The organism is Streptomyces phaeolivaceus (assembly GCF_009184865.1).
In the GTDB taxonomy this organism is placed as follows: Bacteria; Actinomycetota; Actinomycetes; order Streptomycetales; family Streptomycetaceae; genus Streptomyces; species Streptomyces phaeolivaceus.
This window is the reverse complement of the sequence record NZ_CP045096.1, coordinates 4,146,467-4,163,099: the sequence shown is the minus strand read 5'-3', so window position 1 is coordinate 4,163,099 and position 16,633 is coordinate 4,146,467. Positions and strand designations below refer to the sequence as shown.

The 16,633-nt window shown below is 71.7% G+C and carries 15 protein-coding genes; 7 read left to right on the top strand and 8 right to left on the bottom strand.

Features of this window, described 5'->3' with window-relative positions:
* The 5 genes from cbiQ (at position 1) to F9278_RS19400 (ending at position 4,162) form a co-directional block, all read left to right on the top strand.
* Positions 1 to 762, top strand: a complete 762-nt coding sequence (cbiQ, locus tag F9278_RS19420) for a cobalt ECF transporter T component CbiQ (RefSeq protein ID WP_152169497.1) — start codon at positions 1 to 3, stop codon at positions 760 to 762.
* Positions 750 to 1,559, top strand: a complete 810-nt coding sequence (locus F9278_RS19415) for an energy-coupling factor ABC transporter ATP-binding protein (protein ID WP_226966813.1) — start codon at positions 750 to 752, stop codon at positions 1,557 to 1,559. Before cbiQ ends, F9278_RS19415 begins: the two co-directional genes overlap by 13 nt.
* A 188-nt stretch (positions 1,560 to 1,747) precedes the next feature.
* A complete protein-coding gene (locus F9278_RS19410) occupies positions 1,748 to 2,221 on the top strand; it encodes a MarR family winged helix-turn-helix transcriptional regulator (RefSeq protein WP_152169495.1) in 474 nt (157 codons plus the stop codon).
* Between the two features lie 258 nt (positions 2,222 to 2,479).
* Positions 2,480 to 2,884 carry an organic hydroperoxide resistance protein gene (locus F9278_RS19405; RefSeq protein ID WP_193242009.1) on the top strand — a complete coding sequence of 135 codons (405 nt, stop codon included), beginning with the start codon at positions 2,480 to 2,482 and terminating at the stop codon, positions 2,882 to 2,884.
* A gap of 111 nt (positions 2,885 to 2,995) precedes the next feature.
* A complete protein-coding gene (locus tag F9278_RS19400; protein WP_152169493.1) occupies positions 2,996 to 4,162 on the top strand; it encodes a serine hydrolase domain-containing protein in 1,167 nt (388 codons plus the stop codon).
* Positions 4,163 to 4,478: 316 nt separating this feature from the next.
* On the opposite strand, the gene F9278_RS19395 is transcribed toward F9278_RS19400, so the two are convergent.
* The 4 genes from F9278_RS19395 to F9278_RS19380 all read right to left on the bottom strand — a co-directional run bounded on the left by F9278_RS19395 (position 4,479) and on the right by F9278_RS19380 (position 7,293).
* Entirely contained in the window at positions 4,479 to 5,498 is a 1,020-nt protein-coding gene (locus F9278_RS19395; RefSeq protein WP_152169492.1) for a helix-turn-helix domain-containing protein, read from the bottom strand.
* Between the two features lie 73 nt (positions 5,499 to 5,571).
* Positions 5,572 to 5,847, bottom strand: a complete 276-nt coding sequence (locus tag F9278_RS19390) for a DUF1876 domain-containing protein (protein ID WP_193241548.1) — start codon at positions 5,845 to 5,847, stop codon at positions 5,572 to 5,574.
* An 88-nt stretch (positions 5,848 to 5,935) separates the two neighbouring features.
* Complete coding sequence (locus F9278_RS19385; RefSeq protein ID WP_152169490.1) at positions 5,936 to 6,781, bottom strand: DMT family transporter; 846 nt, start codon at positions 6,779 to 6,781, stop codon at positions 5,936 to 5,938.
* Positions 6,778 to 7,293 carry a YbaK/EbsC family protein gene (locus tag F9278_RS19380; RefSeq protein WP_152169489.1) on the bottom strand — a complete coding sequence of 172 codons (516 nt, stop codon included), beginning with the start codon at positions 7,291 to 7,293 and terminating at the stop codon, positions 6,778 to 6,780. The genes F9278_RS19385 and F9278_RS19380 overlap by 4 nt, the downstream gene beginning before the upstream one ends.
* A gap of 319 nt (positions 7,294 to 7,612) precedes the next feature.
* Between F9278_RS19380 and F9278_RS19375 the strand changes: the two genes are divergently transcribed.
* A complete protein-coding gene (locus F9278_RS19375; protein ID WP_152169488.1) occupies positions 7,613 to 8,245 on the top strand; it encodes an RBBP9/YdeN family alpha/beta hydrolase in 633 nt (210 codons plus the stop codon).
* A gap of 31 nt (positions 8,246 to 8,276) precedes the next feature.
* Here the strand turns inward: F9278_RS19375 and F9278_RS19370 are convergent, their stop codons facing one another.
* The 3 genes from F9278_RS19370 to F9278_RS19360 all read right to left on the bottom strand — a co-directional run bounded on the left by F9278_RS19370 (position 8,277) and on the right by F9278_RS19360 (position 13,870).
* Positions 8,277 to 10,055, bottom strand: a complete 1,779-nt coding sequence (locus tag F9278_RS19370) for a penicillin-binding transpeptidase domain-containing protein (RefSeq protein WP_152169487.1) — start codon at positions 10,053 to 10,055, stop codon at positions 8,277 to 8,279.
* A 299-nt stretch (positions 10,056 to 10,354) separates the two neighbouring features.
* Positions 10,355 to 11,989: a penicillin-binding transpeptidase domain-containing protein gene (locus F9278_RS19365; protein ID WP_152169486.1), complete on the bottom strand. Its 1,635-nt coding sequence runs from the start codon at positions 11,987 to 11,989 to the stop codon at positions 10,355 to 10,357.
* 141 nt (positions 11,990 to 12,130) lie between these two features.
* Positions 12,131 to 13,870, bottom strand: a complete 1,740-nt coding sequence (locus tag F9278_RS19360) for a dolichyl-phosphate-mannose--protein mannosyltransferase (protein ID WP_152169485.1) — start codon at positions 13,868 to 13,870, stop codon at positions 12,131 to 12,133.
* 142 nt (positions 13,871 to 14,012) lie between these two features.
* Between F9278_RS19360 and rsmI the strand changes: the two genes are divergently transcribed.
* The gene (rsmI, locus tag F9278_RS19355; protein WP_152169484.1) at positions 14,013 to 14,870 is read left to right on the top strand and encodes a 16S rRNA (cytidine(1402)-2'-O)-methyltransferase; all 858 of its coding nucleotides are present in this window, start codon (positions 14,013 to 14,015) and stop codon (positions 14,868 to 14,870) included.
* A 91-nt stretch (positions 14,871 to 14,961) separates the two neighbouring features.
* On the opposite strand, the gene F9278_RS19350 is transcribed toward rsmI, so the two are convergent.
* Positions 14,962 to 16,278, bottom strand: coding sequence for an IS4 family transposase (locus F9278_RS19350; RefSeq protein ID WP_193241414.1), 1,317 nt, complete (start codon positions 16,276 to 16,278; stop codon positions 14,962 to 14,964).
* Positions 16,279 to 16,633: the final 355 nt, after the last annotated feature.

Below are 16,633 nucleotides of genomic sequence, written 5' to 3'. Positions count from 1 at the left end.
ATGGGTTCCGGCCACGCCCACAAGCTCTACCGGCACGCGCGCTCGCCCGTCCACGCCCTGCCGCCGCACACCAAACTCGCGGCCGTCTTCGCCTTCGTGGTCGTCGTGGTGTCGACGCCACGGGAGGCGATGTGGGCGTTCGGGCTGTACACCGTGCTGCTGGGCGTGGTCGCCTACGCGGCCCGGGTGCCCGCCGGGTTCCTGCTGCGGCGGCTGCTGATCGAGATCCCGTTCGTCGCGTTCGCCGTACTCATGCCGTTCGTGGCGCAGGGCGAGCGGGTGGACGTGCTCGGGATGTCGCTCAGCGTCGAGGGGCTGTGGGGCGCCTGGAACGTCCTCGCCAAGGGGACCCTGGGCGTCGCCGCGTCCGTCCTCCTCGCCTCCACCACCGAACTCCGCGCCCTGCTCCTGGGCCTTCAGCGGCTCAGGCTCCCGCCCCTGCTCGTCCAGATCGCGTCCTTCATGATCCGCTACGGGGACGTCATCACCGACGAGATGCGGCGCATGCGGATCGCCCGCGAGTCACGCGGCTTCGAGGCGCGCGGAGTTCGGCACTGGAGCGTCCTCGCCAAGTCGGCCGGGGCGCTGTTCATCCGCTCCTACGAACGGGGCGAGCGGGTCCATCTGGCCATGATCAGCCGGGGGTACACGGGGACGATGCCCGTCATCGACGAGGTCACCGCGTCCCGGGCGCAGTGGTCGTACGCGTTCGCCCTCCCGGTCGCCGCGCTCGTCGTCTGTCTGCTGGGATGGACCTTGTGACCGCGTCCGAAAGCCCTCCGCCCCCGTCCCCCGAAGCCGGGGAGCCGCCGCCCCCGTCCCTGGAGGTCGCCGGGCTCGCCTTCGCCTATCCCGACGGCCATCAGGCCCTGTTCGGCGTCGACTTCACGATCGGGCGCGGTGAGCGGGTCGCGCTGCTCGGGCCCAACGGGGCCGGGAAGACCACCCTCGTCCTGCACCTCAACGGCATCCTCACCGGGGGCGCGGGCGCGGTGACCGTCGCCGGGATGCCCGTCGGCAAGCGGCACATGGCCGAGATCCGGCGGAGGGTCGGGATCGTCTTCCAGGACCCCGACGACCAGCTCTTCATGCCGACCGTGCGGGAGGACGTGGCCTTCGGGCCGGCCGCGGCGGGGATGGCGGGCGCCGAGCTGGAGGCGCGGGTGGACCGGGCCCTCGACCAGGTCGGCATGGGTGAGTTCAAGGAACGGCCGCCGCACCACCTGTCCTTCGGGCAGCGGCGCCGGGTGGCCGTCGCCACCGTCCTCGCCATGGAGCCGGAGATCCTCGTCCTGGACGAGCCCTCCTCCAACCTCGACCCCGCGTCCCGTCGTGAACTCGCGGACATCCTGCGGTCGTTGGACGTCACGGTGCTCATGGTCACGCACGATCTGCCGTACGCGCTGGAGCTGTGTCCCCGTGCGCTGATCCTCAGCGAGGGGGTCATCGCGGCGGACGGTCCGACGGGGAGGCTGCTGGCCGACGAGGACCTGATGCGGGCCCATCGCCTTGAACTGCCGTTCGGGTTCGATCCGAGGTCGGTCGGGACCGGTCGCTGATCGGGTGCGGGTGCGGGTGCGGGTCCGGTGGGGGCTTCTCGCGCAGTTCCCCGCGCCCCTGAAAGCAACGGCCCCTGCGGGCCGTTGAACAAGCACGGGGCGCGGCCCCTGCTTTTTCCGGGGCGCGGGGAACTGCGCGACCGGCCCCCACCGGACCCGCAGCCGAACACGGCGCCCCATCCGAGACAATGGACCCCGTGACGAATCAAGCGGATGCGCAACGGCCTGGTTCGCTGCTCCTCGACGAGCAGCTGTGCTTCGCGCTGTACGCGGCACAGCGCGCGGTCACCGCCGCGTACCGTCCGCTGCTCGACGAACTCGGGCTCACCTACCCGCAGTACCTCGTCATGCTCACCCTCTGGGAGCGCGACGAGACCACCGTCAAGGAACTCGCCGGCGCCCTGCGGCTCGACTACGGCACGGTCTCGCCGCTGCTGAAGCGGCTGGAGTCGGCCGGGCTGCTGCGCCGGGAGCGGTCGCTGCGGGACGAGCGGTCGGTGCGGGTCACGCTCACCGGACGCGGCGAACAGCTCCGCGACCGCGCGGCGGCCGTCCCCACCACCCTCGCCGCCGCCACCGGCCTGCACGGCCCCGAGGTGGCCCGGCTGCGCGAGGAACTGTGGCAGCTGACGGCACGGGCGACGAAGGCGGCGGGCCGCTGAGCCGCTGACGTAGGTGACCTTGTGTTACCCGTGGTTACTACCCCCTGGTAACCGCATTCCCCCTACCGGTCGGTATCTTGTGCGCGATGTATTCGTGCGCGCCTGTCCTGGGGAGGCCACGCGCTCGTCCTGGGGGAGGCCAAGGGCATGACTGACGACGCCGCGGTGGAGACCGGTCCCGATACCCGTACGGACGGTACGGACGGAACGGACGGTACGGACGGTACGGGCCGTACGGACACCCGCCCGACGAAGATCATGTATGTCGCCGAGGCCACCGCGCACGGGGGCCGGGACGGGTACATCAGCAGCCAGGACGGCCAGATCGACCTCAAGGTCGCGATGCCGCCGGCGATGGGCGGCGACGGCGACGGCACCAACCCCGAGCAGTTGTTCGCCGCCGGGTACAGCTCCTGCTTCCACAACGCGCTGGTCCTCGTCGGCCGCCGCGCGGGCTTCGACCTCACCGGCTCCACGGTCGCCGCGAAGGTCGGCATCGGCCCCAACAAGCAGCGCGGCTACGGCCTCGCCGTCGCCCTCAGCGTCTCCCTCCCGGTCATCGACCAGGCCGTCGCCGCCAAGCTCGTCGACGCGGCCCACGAGGTCTGCCCGTACTCGAACGCGACCCGCGACAACATCGACGTCACGATCGTGCTGGGCTGAGGCCGCCCCGGATTCCCCCCGGGTGGGGGAATCCGGGGCCGTACCTGTACGTTGCACCCGTCGACGCGGCGAGTGGCCGCGGCGGCCGGTGGACGGACAGGGAGCGGCGGCGTGGACGTGAACGGTACGGTCGCCGAGGGCTTCGAACCGGTCAGGGCCGCGTTCGAACGCAACTTCGCGTCGCTGGGCGAGCGGGGCGCGGCGGTCGTGGTCTACCGGCACGGACGCAAGGTCGTCGACCTGTGGGCCGGCACCCGGGACGTGGACGGCGACGAGCCCTGGCAGCACGGCACCGCCCAGATCATGCGCTCGGCGACCAAGGGCGTCGCCGCCGCCGTGGTGCTGATGCTGGCCGAGCGCGGGGAACTGGACCTGGACGCGCCGGTGGGCCGGTACTGGCCGGAGTTCAAGGCCGAGGGCAAGAGCGGCGTGCTGGTGCGGCACATCCTCGGCCACCGGGCCGGGCTCCCGGTCCTGGACCGCCCCCTCACCCCCGCCGAGGCGCTCGACCCGCGCCGGGGCCCGGCCGCCGTCGCGGCGCAGGCCCCCGCCTGGGAGCCCGGCACCGACCACGGCTACCACCCCCTCACCTACGGCTGGATGCTCGACGAACTCGTCCGGCGCGTCACCGGCCGGGGGACCGGCGAGTGGATCGCGTCGGACATCGCCGCCCCGCTGGGCCTCGACGCGGATCTGTGGCTGGGCCTGCCGGACGCGGTCGCGGCGGCGGGCCGGGTCGGCCGCGCGGGACGCCTGGAGGCGGCCCCCGAGCCCACGGGCGGACTGCGGGTACGCGCCAAGCGCTCGGTCACCGAGGCCTACGACGACCCGGGCTCCCTCACCCGCCGCGCCTTCGCCGCGATCACCCCGTTCCCCGACCAGAACGACCCCGCGTACCGGGCGTCCGCCCTCCCCGCGACCAACGGCATCGCCACGGCGGACGGCCTGGCCCGCTTCTACGCGGCGCTCATCGGAGAGGTCGACGGCGTACGGCTGATCGGCCCGGCGACCCTGGAGGCGGCCCGCGCCGAGGAGTCCGCCGGCCCCGACCGCGTCCTCGTCATCAACACCCGCTTCGGCCTCGGCTACATGCTCCACGGCACCGCGTCCCCGCTCCTGGCACCCACCTCTTTCGGCCACCCCGGCCGAGGCGGCCCCCTCGGCTTCGCCGACCCCGAATCGGGCCTCGCCTTCGGCTACATCACGAACGGCTACCGCAAGACGGTGACAGCGGACCCGAGGGCCCAGGCACTGGTGAGGGCGCTCCGCGCCCGATAGGGGCGCGGGGCTGTATCGGTGTGCGGCTCCGCCGCGTGGGCGCGACCAGCCACGAACGACCCGCAGTCGCCGAAGCACAGTCACCCCCGAGTTGTAAGGCGCCCGGCAGCACCGCGAAAGACGGTCGTCACGGGCGAGCGGCCGGACCGGCCCAGGGCTCCCCCGCTGGTGTCCTGGCCCGATCCCGGAGATCCGGACGACCGCCCTCCGCGGCGGCGATCACCAGGATGCGCGGAATTCCGGCCAATGTCGTTGGCTGACGGTCCACTGTCACTTGGCAACGCGTCCACTGTTGGGCACCCGCCCCGCCACCACCTCACGCCCGCGGCACCCGCCCCGCGCCCGCCGCCCGCCGCAGCTCGCTCGGCGGCACCCCGTACGCCGTCCGGAACGCCCGGCTGAACTCGGCGGCCCGCGGAAACCCCCAGCGCGCCCCGATCGCGTGGATCGGCGTGGCCCGCAGCACGGGGTCGGGGTCGGTGAGATCGCGGTACGCGTTCCGCAGCCGCTGGTCGCGGACGTACGCCGCGACGGTCAGGCCCTCCGTCCGGAAGAGCCGGTGCAGATAGCTGCGCGAGATGTGATGCGCGGCGGCGATGGCCGTCGGGGTGAGGTCGGGGTCGCCCAGGTGCCGCCGTACGAACGCCTTGACGCGCAGCAGCAGCGTCCGCGCGTGCGCCTCGGGTGTCAGCCGAGGCTCCGTGTCGACGGTGTGCGCGAAGAGCGTGGTGATCAGGTCGGCGACGACCGTGCCGAGGCGGGGTGCGTCGGCGGGCCGGTACGGGGCCGTGTCCGCCGCCAGCCGCATCAGGAACTGGGCGAGGAGCGCGCCGACGCCGTCCCGGCCCGACAGCCGGCTGCCCACCACCCGTTCCGCCTCGCGCGCGGGCAGGGCGACGAGCGAGCGGGGTATCTCGACGCCGACGGTGGTGACCGGTTCGGTGCCGGTGAGGATCTCGTACGCCATCGAGGTGCAGTTGACATGGAAGTCCTGTGCCTCGTAAGCGACTTGCTGCCGGCCCCAGGTGGCGGCGCCCTCGCCCTGGAGGAGGAGGGACAGATGGAACGTCTCCGGATCGGACTGGCGGACCATCCTCGGGGTGCGGCGGAAGACGATCGGATCGAAGGTGGCGGGCCAGATCGTCACGTCGCCGAGGGCGATGAGGCGTTGGTGGGCGTGGTAGTCGGCGCCGGGGCGGTGGCCGCGGTCGGCCGTCGACAGGGGGATGGGGACCAGGTCCATGGGCGCGTGTGTCTGCCGCAGCATCTCCGCCCAGGCCTCGAAGCGGGCGTCCACCGGAAGGTCCACGGACCGGAAGACCGACTCGTGCAACACGGGGCCAGTCAACCACAGGGCCCGCCCGCGGCTGAGGGGTGTGGAGCGCCGCCGGCGGGCCCTGCCGCCTGCCTCAGAGCGCGATCGGGTGGGACGTCCTGCCCGATGCCTCGTCTATCTCGTCGTGGGCCTTGGTGAGGAGCTTCATGGCCAGCTCGTTCAAGGCCCTCGCCCCGGCTATCTCCTCGCCGACCCGGGGCTGGTTGGAGTCGGTGCGGTGGCGGCTGGCGTAGCCGTTGGCGCGTATTTCCTTCCCGTCGGGCAGCCGTACGAGGGCCGCCGCCCGGGTGCGCTGTTCGTCCTCCTGGAACTCCAGCTCGATGTGCCATCCGACAGCGGTTTTCATCATGACGATCACCTCCGGAACCACTCCCTCCAGAGTGCTCCTCCCGGCCCGCACACGCACGGCCTGCGCGGTCACCGGCCCGCGCCCCGGCCTACCCCGCCCGCAGCATCAGACCGATCCCCAGCACCAGCAGGCCCGCCGCCACGAGTCTCGGGGCTCCGAAGCGTTCCTTGAAGAAGACCGCGCCTATCGCGGCTCCCACGATGATCGACGACTCCCGGAGGGCGGCGATGGGGGCCAACTCGGCCTTGGTCTGGGCCCACAGGACCAGTCCGTACGCGGCCACGGACAGCGCGGCGCCGAGGAGGCCCAGGCCGGCGTACGGGCGGAGGAGGGCGAGGGTTCCGCCGCGCCAGCGCCAGACCGCGTACGCGGGGATCGCCAGCCCCTCCAGGGCCATCAGCCAGGCGATGTAGCCCATGGTGGACCCGGAGGCCCGTACGCCGAGGCCGTCCACGACCGTGTACGCGGCGATCGACAGGCCCGTGGCCAGCGCCGCCCCGATCGCCGCCCAGTGCGGCCGGCCGCCACGCAGGCCCCACAGCGCGACCCCGGTCAGCCCGGCGCAGCTCAGCAGGATGCCGCCCGCCGCCCAGCCGTCCGGCACCTCGTGCGCGAAGACGGCGGCGAGGACGGTGACGACGAGGGGCGCGGAGCCGCGCGCGATCGGGTACGCCTGGCCGAAGTCGCCCAGCCGGAACGACGTCATCAGCAGCACGTAGTAGACAAGGTGGACGATCGTGGAGGCGATCAGATACGGCCACGCGTCGGCCTCCGGGACCGGCACGAACGGCACCATCGCGAACCCGATCAGCGCCCCGCCGCCGGCTATCAGCGTGAACCCGACCAGCTTGTCCGTGATCTTGTGGGCGATCGCGTTCCAGCTGGCGTGGGTGATCGCGGCGAGCAGCACCGCCGCGGTGACGACCGGCGTCACGTGTTCGGCTCGCGGACGTCCACGATCGTGGCGCCCGCGTGCGCGATCAGCGACTTGGGGTCCATGGGGAAGACGGTGTACGGGGTGCCGGCCGCCGCCCACACCGTGGCGTGGTCGAGGAGCGAGCGGTCGGCGAGGACACGGGTGCGGGTGCGGTGCCCGAAGGGCGGGACGCCGCCGATCGCGTATCCGGTCGTCTCCCGTACGACGTCGGCGCGGGCCCGGGTGACCTTCGTGGCGCCGAGTTCCCGCCGGACCAGCTCCACGTCCACGCGTGACGCGCCGTCCATGAGCACCAGCACGGGGACGCCGTCCGCGGCGAAGATCAGCGATTTGCAGATCTCGCTCAGTTCACAGCCGAGGGCGGCGGCGGCCTCCGCGGCGGTGCGGGTGGCTTCCGGGAAGCGGCGGATCTTGGTGCGTAGTTCGGTGAGGCCGAGGGTGGTGAGTGCCTCGGTGAAGCGGGGGTGGGCTTCTGCGGGGCCGGTGGTGGGCTGTGGGTCGTTGGTCATGTCCGGCACGGTAGTGGTGGGTGGAGCGGCCATGCGACTGGGTTGTGGGGGTTCGGTTGGCGGGTGCGGGTGCGGGTGCGGGTGCGGGTGGGTGGGGGCTGGTCGCGCAGTTCCCCGCGCCCCTGAAAAGCCGGGGCCGCGCCCCGTGCTTTTCAGGCCCGCAGGGCCGTGGGTTTTCAGGCCGGCAGGGGCCTGAATCTTTTAGGGGCGCGGGGAACTGCGGGAGAAGCCCCACCGGGCCCGCACCCGCCGAACGCACCCCCATCCAGCCACAGAGACGCCACTGGACCGGCTGATCCGTTTCGCTGACGATCGGGGGATGACAGAAACCCCGCCCGCCGACACCACCCGCGCCTTCCTCATCCTGCACGGCTGGCAGAACCACCGTCCGGCCGCCCACTGGCAGCACTGGCTGGCCGACCGTCTCACCGACCTGGGCCACGAGGTGGCGTACCCGCGGCTGCCGGAGGCCGACGACCCGGACCTGGAGCGCTGGCTGGCGGAACTGGACGCGCTGCTGGGCGAGTTGGCGGGCCGGCGGATCACCGTGGTCTGCCACAGCCTGGCCTGTCTGCTGTGGCTGCACGCGGTCGCCCGGGACGACATCCTGTCCGGCCCCGTCGACCGCGTCCTGCTCGTCGCCCCGCCCGCCCCCGAAGTCGCCCTGGAACACCCGGAGATCGCCGAGTTCGCCCCGCCGGAGCTGAGCCCCGCCCGGCTGGCCGCGACCGCCGCGTACACCCGCGTCGTCGGCAGCGACAACGACCCGTACTGCCCCGGCGGCGCGGCCACCACGTACGCCGAACCCCTCGGCCTGCCCGCCGACGTGCTGCCGGGCGAGGCCCACCTCGACCTCGACGCGGGCTACGGCTCCTGGCCGTCGCTGTTCGACTGGTGCCTGGACGCGTCGCCGGAGTCGTACGAGAAGGCCCCCGTCCTCGGTCGCGGCTGACCGACGTGCGCGGCACGGCCGTGCCCGTCGCTCAGCCGGCGCTGCCCGCCTTGAGCAGCGCCGCCACGATCGGGCCCGCCGACTCGCTGCCGTGGCCGCCCTGTTGGACGACCCCGGCGGAGGCGAGGTCGCCCTTCCAGGCGGTGAACCAGCCGTTGGCTTCCTTCTGGCCGTCGACCTCGGCGGAGCCGGTCTTGGCGCCGTAGTCGGGGCCGAGGCCGGACATCGCCTCGGCCGCCGTACCGGCCGCGGCGGTGTAGCGGAGGAGTTCGACGAGCTGGGTGCGGACCGTCTCCGACAGGGGCCGGGAGGCGGTCGCGAGGGTGCGGTCGTCGACCGACGGCGGGACCAGGTACGGCTGTTTGAAGACGCCCGTCTTGGCCGTGGCCACCACCGACGCCATGTTCAGCGGGTTCATCCGCACCCCGCCCTGGCCGATCAGCGAGGCCGCCATCGGGGCGTCGCTCTGCACCGGCACCGCGCCGTCGAAGCTGGAGACGCCGAGCGCCCAGTTGTTCAGGCCGAGCCCGAAGACCTCCTGGGCCTCCTTGGTCAGGGAGTCGTCGTCCAGCTCCTTCGCCTGGGAGACGAAGGCGGTGTTGCAGGAGCGGGCGAAACTCGCCTTGAACGTGCCGCCCTTGATCTCGAACTTGTCGTCGTTCTGGAACTTCCAGCCGCCGTACGACGAGAACTTGGGGCACGGGTGGACCTTGTCCGCCGAGGCCAGGCCCTTGTCGATGAGCAGCGCCGACGACACGATCTTCATCGTGGAGCCGGGGGCCAGGGAGCCCTGGAACGCCACGTTGAAGCTGCCGGAGTTCGCCGCGGCCAGGATCTCGCCGGTCGAGGGGCGCATCATCACCACCGACGCGCGCTTCGTGGCCGCGACCTTCTCCTCGGCGAGGGCCTGGAGCGACGGGCTGAGCGTCGTCCTCAGCTCGCCCGGCGTGCCCTCGCTCAACTCCAGCAGCGTCTTGTCGGCGGCCTTCTCCCCGGTCGACTTGGTGGAGTTGGCGGAGTCGGTGGGGTCGGTGGGTTCGGCGGAGGACTTGCCGTCCCCGTCCCCGTTCCCGTCTCCGTCCCTGTCCTCGTTCTCGGCCGGGTCCGCGCGGACGATCCGCAGTTCCACGCCCGCCTTGCCGCCCGCCTTCTTGCCGTACTTCTCCCGCAGGCCGTCCAGGATCGAGCCCAGCGACGGGTACTTCTCGGTCGTCAGCTCGCCGCCGTCCCGGTCGAGGGCCTTCACCGGGGGCGTGCCCGCCTCGCCGGTCACCAGCCGGTCGCCCTCGGCGAGATCGGGGTGGACGACGGACGGCCGCCACTCGACGATCGGTTCGCCGTCCTTCACGGCCCGTACGACGGTGAGGGCCGACTTGTAGGTCAGCGGCTTCTGCGTGCCCTTGTAGGAGACGGTGCCCTTCACGGTGAACGGCACGTCGTCGCCGGAGCGCTTGCCTCGGGAGAGGGTGACGTCCTCGATGTGGGCGTCCTTGGTGAAGCCGGTCAACGCGGTCTTCGCCGCCGCCGAGTCGTCCGTGGCGGCGGCGGCCTTCGCGACGGTGCCCTTCTGCCAGGCGGTGAGGAACGCGGTCGCGGCGGTGCGGACCTCGCCGGCGGACAGGGGGCCGCTCTTCACGGCCGTGGCGTCGCCCGAACCGTCGTTGGCCGCCGCGCCGGCGCCGAACACCGTGTACACGGCGACCGCGCCGCCGCCGAGCGCCGCGACGGCGACTCCGCCCAGCACGAGATGCCGCCGCGACCTCCCCGACTTCGCGGCCTTCCGCTCGTCGACACGCCTTCTCTTACCCACGCTCCCGACCTTCCGCTGCCCCCGGCTGCCTCTCGTCCCTCAACGAGAACACCACACTAGAGTCCCGGGGATCACTCCGTGGGGTGGGCCGTTGATCGGTGCGGGTTCGGTGCACGGCTGAGGGTGCGTCGGCGGGTGCGGGTGCGGGTGCGTCGGCGGGTGCGGGTGCGGGTGCGGGTGCGGGTTCGGAATCGGGATCGGGTGCGTGGGGCTTCTCGCGCAGTTCCCCGCGCCCCTAAAAGATCAGGCCCTGCGCGATCGGCCCCCACGCACCCGCACTCGGCAACGAGTCCGCACCCCTACGGCGTGGCCCCCAACACATCCACCACGATCGGCCCGGCCGCCTCACCCCCGCGGCCACCGCCCTCCGACATGGCCGCCGCCGCGACATCCCCGCGGAACCCGGTGAACCAACTGTCCGCCACCGCCTGCCCGTCGATCTCCGCGGAGCCGGTCTTCGCGCCGATGTCCCCGCTGAGCCCGGACATGACGGTCGCGGCCGTCCCCTGTGTCGCGGTCAGCCTCATCATCTGCTTCAACTGCGACGACGTACCGGCCGACAACCCCTTCGCGGTGGCGAGTTGCCGTTCGTCCAGCTTCGGCGACACGAGATACGGCTGCCGGAACGCGCCGGTGATGGCCGTGGAGGTGACCGACGCCATGTTCAGCGGGTTCATCAGCACATCGCCCTGCCCGATGGCGTTGGCGGCGCGGTTGGGGCCGCCGGACGCCGGCACCTTGCCGTCCATGGAGACGATGCCCGTCTTCCAGTCGTCCCGGCCGATCCCGAATCGTTCCTGCGCCTCCTCGGTCAACGAGGCGTCGGTCAGCGGCTTTTCGTCGATCAGCTTGATGAAGGCCGTGTTGCAGGACCGCAGGAAACTGTTGGCGAGCGTGGCGTTCGGTGTCTCGTCGGGCTTCATGCCCGGCAGGTTCTTGAAGGTCTGGCTCTGCCAGGTGGCCGTGTCGGGACAGGGGGCCGGGCCGTTCATGGAGGTCACGCCGTTGTCGATGAGCATGGCGGCGGTGACGATCTTCATGGTGGAGCCGGGCGGGAGTTCGCCCTGGAAGGCCGCGTTGAAGCCGTCGTCGCGGTTGTTGGCGACCGCGAGGACCTCACCGGTGCTGGGCTGGAGCGCGACGACGGACGACTCGGCGTACTTCTTGACCGCCTTCTCGGCCGCGGCCTGTCTGCTCGCGCTGATCGTCGTCTCCAGCTTGCCCGCCTTGCCCTCGGCGAGGGTCAGCAGGGTGGTGTCGGCGGACTCCGCGGCGGCGTGCTTGATGCCGAGTTCGACGCCGGGGGTGCCGCCGGCGTCGGCGCCGTAGCGTTCGCGCAGGGTGTCGAGGATGGGGCCGAGGGAGGGGTACTTCTCCTTGGTCAGCACCTTGCCGTCGCGGTCCACGGCCTCGATGGGCGGAGCCGCCGCCTCCCCGGTGAACAGGGTGTCGCCGTCCTTGAGTTCGGGGTGCACGACGGCCGGCCGCCAGTCGACCAGCGCGCGTCCGGTGGTCTTCCCCCGCACGACGGTCAGCCGGCTCTTGTACGCGAGCTTCTCGCTCTTCCCCTCGTACGACACCGTCGCCGCGACGGAGAACGGGACGGTCCGGCCCCCGGCGCCGGTCGGCTTCCCCGGCTCGATCCGCACGTCCTCGATCCGGGCGGCGTCGACGAAACCGCCGAACACCTTGCCCGCGGCCACCGCGTCGTTCGTGTACGACGACGCCGTGGCCGCGTCCCCCTTCTCCCAGGCCGCGAAGAACTTCTCCGACGTCTCCTCGACCTCGTCGGAACCCGGCGGCCCACTCCGTTTCTCCGTACCCCCACCACTCCCGTCGAGCGCCGTCACGAAGTTGTACCCCCCGTACCCGGCACCCCCCACCATCGCCGCGAACACCCCGCCGACCATGGCGACCTTGACCCCCTTGCGCATGACGCGAATCCCCCTTTGAACGCGTTCAGAAAGCGTTTGCCGAGGCTCACTGTAAACACGCGGGAGTAACGCGTGGGAAAAATGCTTCCTGTGTGTGCCCTGATTGTTAGCCAGGAAGTCCGACGAACCGGATTCAGGCCATCACACCCAGGTGTCCAGCCACATCCGCGACCGCCAGTCGTCGATCGGGATGGCCTGGCCGGTGTAGACGGGCCAGAAGTAGATGAAGTTCCAGGTGATGAGGAGGACGAGGACGCCGGCGGCTGCCGCGCCGGCTACTCGGCGGCGTTCGGGGGAGCCGGGGGGGCCGAGGATGGCGCCGATCATCATCGTGACGGCCAGGCAGAGGAAGGGGAGGAAGACGACGGCGTAGAAGTAGAAGATGGTGCGTTCCTGGTAGAGGAACCAGGGGAGGTAGCCGGCGGCGATGCCGCAGGCGATCGCTCCGGCGCGCCAGTCGCGGCGGAAGAACCAGCGCCACAGGACGTAGAGGAGCGCGAAGGCGGCGGCCCACCACAGGAGCGGGGTGCCGATGGCGAGGACCTCGCGGGCGCACTTGTCGGCGGTGTCCGTGGCGCAGCCGTCCTTGCCGGGGGACGGCGACTCGTAGAAGTACGAGACCGGGCGGCCGGCGACGATCCAGCTCCACGGGTTCGACTGGTAGGTGTGCGGGGACGACAGGCCCACGTGGAACTCGTAGACCGCGTGCTCGTAGTGCCACAGGCTGCGCAGCCAGTCCGGGAGCCAGGTGAACCAGCCGCCCTTGCCCGAGGTCGCGGCCCAGTCGCGGTAGTAGCCGCCCGAGCCGTCGTCCGGGGAGAGGATCCAGCCCGTCCAGGCCGCGAGGTAGGTGACGACCATGACCGGGACGGTGGAGAGGAACGCCAGGCCCAGGTCGCGTTGCAGCGTCGCGATCAGCGGCTGCCGGGCACCGGCGACCTTGCGGGCCGCGTAGTCCCACAGCACCGTCATGATCCCGAGGAACACCATGAAGTACAGGGCGTTCCACTTGGTGCCCAGGGCCAGGCCCAGGCAGAGGCCGGCCAGCCAGCGGTACGGGCGCCAGCCCAGCCGGGTCGTCTCGGCGATGAGGGAGTTGGGGCGTACGACCCCGTCGCCGTCCAGGGGGAGCGCGGCGGCCAGGCGGGCGCGTGCCCGGTCGCGGTCGACGACCAGACAGCCGAACGCGGCGAGGACGAAGAACATCAGCACCTGGTCCAGCAGTGCCGTGCGGCTCATCACGAAGTGCAGCCCGTCCACCGCCATCAGCGCGCCCGCGAGACAGCCGAGGAACGTCGAGCGGAAGATCCGGCGGCCGATCCGGCAGAGCATGAGGATGGAGAGGGTGCCGAGCACCGCCGTCATGAAACGCCAGCCGAACGGGTCGAACCCGAACATCAGCTCGCCCAGCCCGATGACGTACTTGCCGACCGGCGGGTGGACGACATAGGCCGCGTCCGTCGGGATCGGGACGTTGCCGTTGTTCTGGAGGATCAGCTCGTTGGCGTTCTTCGCCCAGTTGACCTCGTAGCCGCGGTGGACGATCGCCCACGCGTCCTTGGCGTAGTACGTCTCGTCGAATATCACCGCCTTGGGGCTGCCCAGGTCGTAGAACCGCATCAGCCCCCCGACCAGGGTGACCAGCAGCGGACCGCCCCACGCCGACCAGCGGACCAGGCGCGCCCCGACCTCCTCGCGCAGCCCCAGCACGGCCCACACGCGCGGGCTCGGCCGGGTGTACGGGGGCACCAACCGGGTGCGGACGTCGCCTCTCGGCGGCACCGCGTAGCCGAATCGGCGCAGGCGGTGCTGCCACGACGGCCGCGGGTCTTCGGTGGCCTGGTCCTGCCGGGTGTCCGTGGAGGACGCGGTACTGGTCACCGCGCCATCGTAGGGAACAGGACTGTGCGAGTCCCGTGGATGAGGATGTGGGGCGCCCGCCGGTCGCCCGCCGGTCGCCCGCCGGGTCGGGGGCGCGGGCGGTACGGCGACCGTGCGCGGACGTGGCTGGGAGGATGGGGGAGTGACTGGAATCCTTGTGTTGGCAGGTACGCCCATCGGTGATGTCTCGGACGCGCCGCCCCGGCTCGCCCAGGAGTTGGCCGGTGCCGATGTGGTCGCCGCCGAGGACACCCGGCGGCTGCGGCGGCTCACCCAGGCGCTGGGCGTCCAGCCGGGCGGGCGGATCGTCTCCTACTTCGAGGGCAACGAGGCCGCGCGTACGCCGGAGCTCGTCGAGGCGCTGGTGGGGGGCGCCCGGGTGTTGTTGGTCACGGACGCGGGGATGCCGTCGGTCTCCGACCCCGGGTACCGGCTCGTCGCCGCCGCCGTGGAGAAGGACATCCGCGTCACCGCCGTACCCGGGCCGTCGGCCGTCCTCACCGCTCTCGCGCTGTCCGGGCTGCCCGTCGACCGGTTCTGCTTCGAGGGGTTCCTGCCGCGCAAGGCCGGGGAACGGCTCGGGCGGCTGCGGGAGGTCGAGCGGGAGCGGCGCACCCTCGTGTACTTCGAGGCGCCCCACCGCCTGGACGCGACGCTCGCGGCGATGGCCGAGGTCTTCGGAACCGGGCGGCGGGCCGCCGTGTGCCGTGAGCTGACCAAGACGTACGAGGAGGTCAAGCGGGGGCCGCTCGGGGAGCTGGCCGAGTGGGCGGCGGCCGGGGTGCGCGGGGAGATCACGGTGGTGGTCGAGGGGGCGCCGGAGAAGGGGCCCGAGGAACTGGACGCGGCGGAGCTGGTGCGGCGGGTTCGGGTGCGGGAGGAGGCGGGGGAGCGGCGCAAGGAGGCGATCGCCGCGGTGGCGGTGGAGGCCGGGGTGCCGAAGCGGGAGGTTTTTGACGCGGTGGTGGCTGCGAAGCGGGATGTGGGGCGGGGCGCCTGACGGGGTGGGGGGTGCGGTTCGTTGGCGGGTGCGGGTCCGGTGGGGGCTTCTCGCGCAGTTCCCCGCGCCCCTAAAAGACAAGGCCGTGAAGTTATGGGCTGATCGTCGGCGTCAAGATGTTGATGCTGAGGGTGGCTGTGTAGGTGCGTCGGTCGATATTGAGGCTTTTGTAGGCGTATCGGGACAGGGGTCGTTTCACTGCGCGGGGGCTGATGCGGAGGCGGCGGGCGGGCATGAGGTGTTCCAGGACGGTTCGGCCGATCGTCCCGACGAGGTCGATCGTGGTGCCGGCGATGATGCCCGCGGCCTGGACGATCTGGTCGCGGGCGCATCGCAGGGCAACGCTGAAGCTGGCCCGGTCCGGGTCTGTTCCGGGTGTGGCCCCGGTGGCGTCGGCGATAGCGATCCGCAGGGCCTGGTAGGCGCTCAGCAGGGCGTAGACCTCCTGGGCGATGCCGGGCGGAGTGGTGGAGCGCAGGACCCGCCGGCCCAGCATCGTTTTCTTGATCGCGAAGTAGGCGGACTCCACTTCCCACCGCTCGTGATACAGACTGACCAGGTCGGATGCCGGGTAGCGGTGGTGGTCCAGGAGGTTGGTGGCCAGCCGGTAGAGCCCGGTGCGGCGGCCCTGGCTGGTGGTGACGGTGATCTCGCATTCGATGATGCGGACCTCGAGGGCGCCGAAGCGGGAGAGGTGGGAGCCGTCGCCGAAGCGGGCCAGGACGGGAGGTTTGCGGGTGGCAGTGATGCGTGCGAGGAAGGAGGCTTCGGTGGCGGCGACGGCTGTCAGGAACGCGTTGCCCGAAAAGCCCCGGTCCAGCAGGACGATCATTCCGGCGTGCAGGGAGCGCATGAGCCGCCTGCCGTGTCCGGTCTCTCCCTGGGAGCGCGGTCCGAAGGCGGCATCCAGGATCGCCCGGGTGCCACAGGCCACCAGCGCGGTCAGGCAGATCTGCGGGTAGCCGGCAGTTCCGAACCGGTTGGACCCCTTGCCCAGACGGGCCCGGTGCGGCGGGCTGTCGGGAACGTCGAGGTAGGTGCCGTCGATCGCAACGGCCAGCAGGCCCTTGAAGCGGGCGCCGCGGGTGCGGATCACCGTGGCCGGCCCGCGCAGCAGATCGAACAGGGCCCGCATGGGCCGCACGCCCAGACGCCTGCGGGCGTCCCAGAGCCCCGCGCCGGTGATCTTCACGACCGGTATCGTCTCCAGCGCGGCGGTGAGCCTGCGCCAGACGGCCAGGTAGCCGCAGTCCTCGAACAGGGCCGCGGCCAGCAGCAGGTAGACCACCACCCGGGCGGGAATCTTCCGCAGCCGTTGCTGGACAGCACCGGTCTCGGCAAGGACCGCATCGACCATCTCGAACGGGATGATCCGGGTGAGTTCCCCCAGATGCCCCGGGGCGAACACGCCCTTGGCTACCGTGATTTCCCGCGTGATGACACACTGATCGGACAGCGGAGCCTCCGGTCCTGTGAACGGCTGTCTTGGTCGACTGCCAGTTCTACCGGGGCTCCGCTTCCCACGTTCCAAGAAGCCATAGAACCAGAGCGCACTTGCCAACGCTCCCAAAGCCCTAACTTCACGGCCTTGCCCTAAAAGACCAGGCCCCTGCGGGCCTGAAAAGACCACGGCCCCTGCGGGCCTGAGAGGCAGGGGGCGCAGCCCGTGCTTTTCAGGGGCGCGGGGAACTGCGCGACCAGCCCCCACCCACCCGCAGCCGAAATCCGCTCAGACCCATGCCGCGGCAAAGCCGAGCAAAGCG

Coding starts and splice junctions, on each gene's coding strand:
- cbiQ (WP_152169497.1), top strand. CDS start 1: ATGGGTTCCGGCCACGCCCACAAGCTCTACCGGCACGCGCGCTCGCCC.
- F9278_RS19415 (WP_226966813.1), top strand. CDS start 750: ATGGACCTTGTGACCGCGTCCGAAAGCCCTCCGCCCCCGTCCCCCGAA.
- F9278_RS19410 (WP_152169495.1), top strand. CDS start 1,748: ATGGACCCCGTGACGAATCAAGCGGATGCGCAACGGCCTGGTTCGCTG.
- F9278_RS19405 (WP_193242009.1), top strand. CDS start 2,480: ATGTATGTCGCCGAGGCCACCGCGCACGGGGGCCGGGACGGGTACATC.
- F9278_RS19390 (WP_193241548.1), bottom strand. CDS start 5,847: ATGATGAAAACCGCTGTCGGATGGCACATCGAGCTGGAGTTCCAGGAG.
- F9278_RS19380 (WP_152169489.1), bottom strand. CDS start 7,293: ATGACCAACGACCCACAGCCCACCACCGGCCCCGCAGAAGCCCACCCC.
- F9278_RS19375 (WP_152169488.1), top strand. CDS start 7,613: ATGACAGAAACCCCGCCCGCCGACACCACCCGCGCCTTCCTCATCCTG.
- F9278_RS19365 (WP_152169486.1), bottom strand. CDS start 11,989: ATGCGCAAGGGGGTCAAGGTCGCCATGGTCGGCGGGGTGTTCGCGGCG.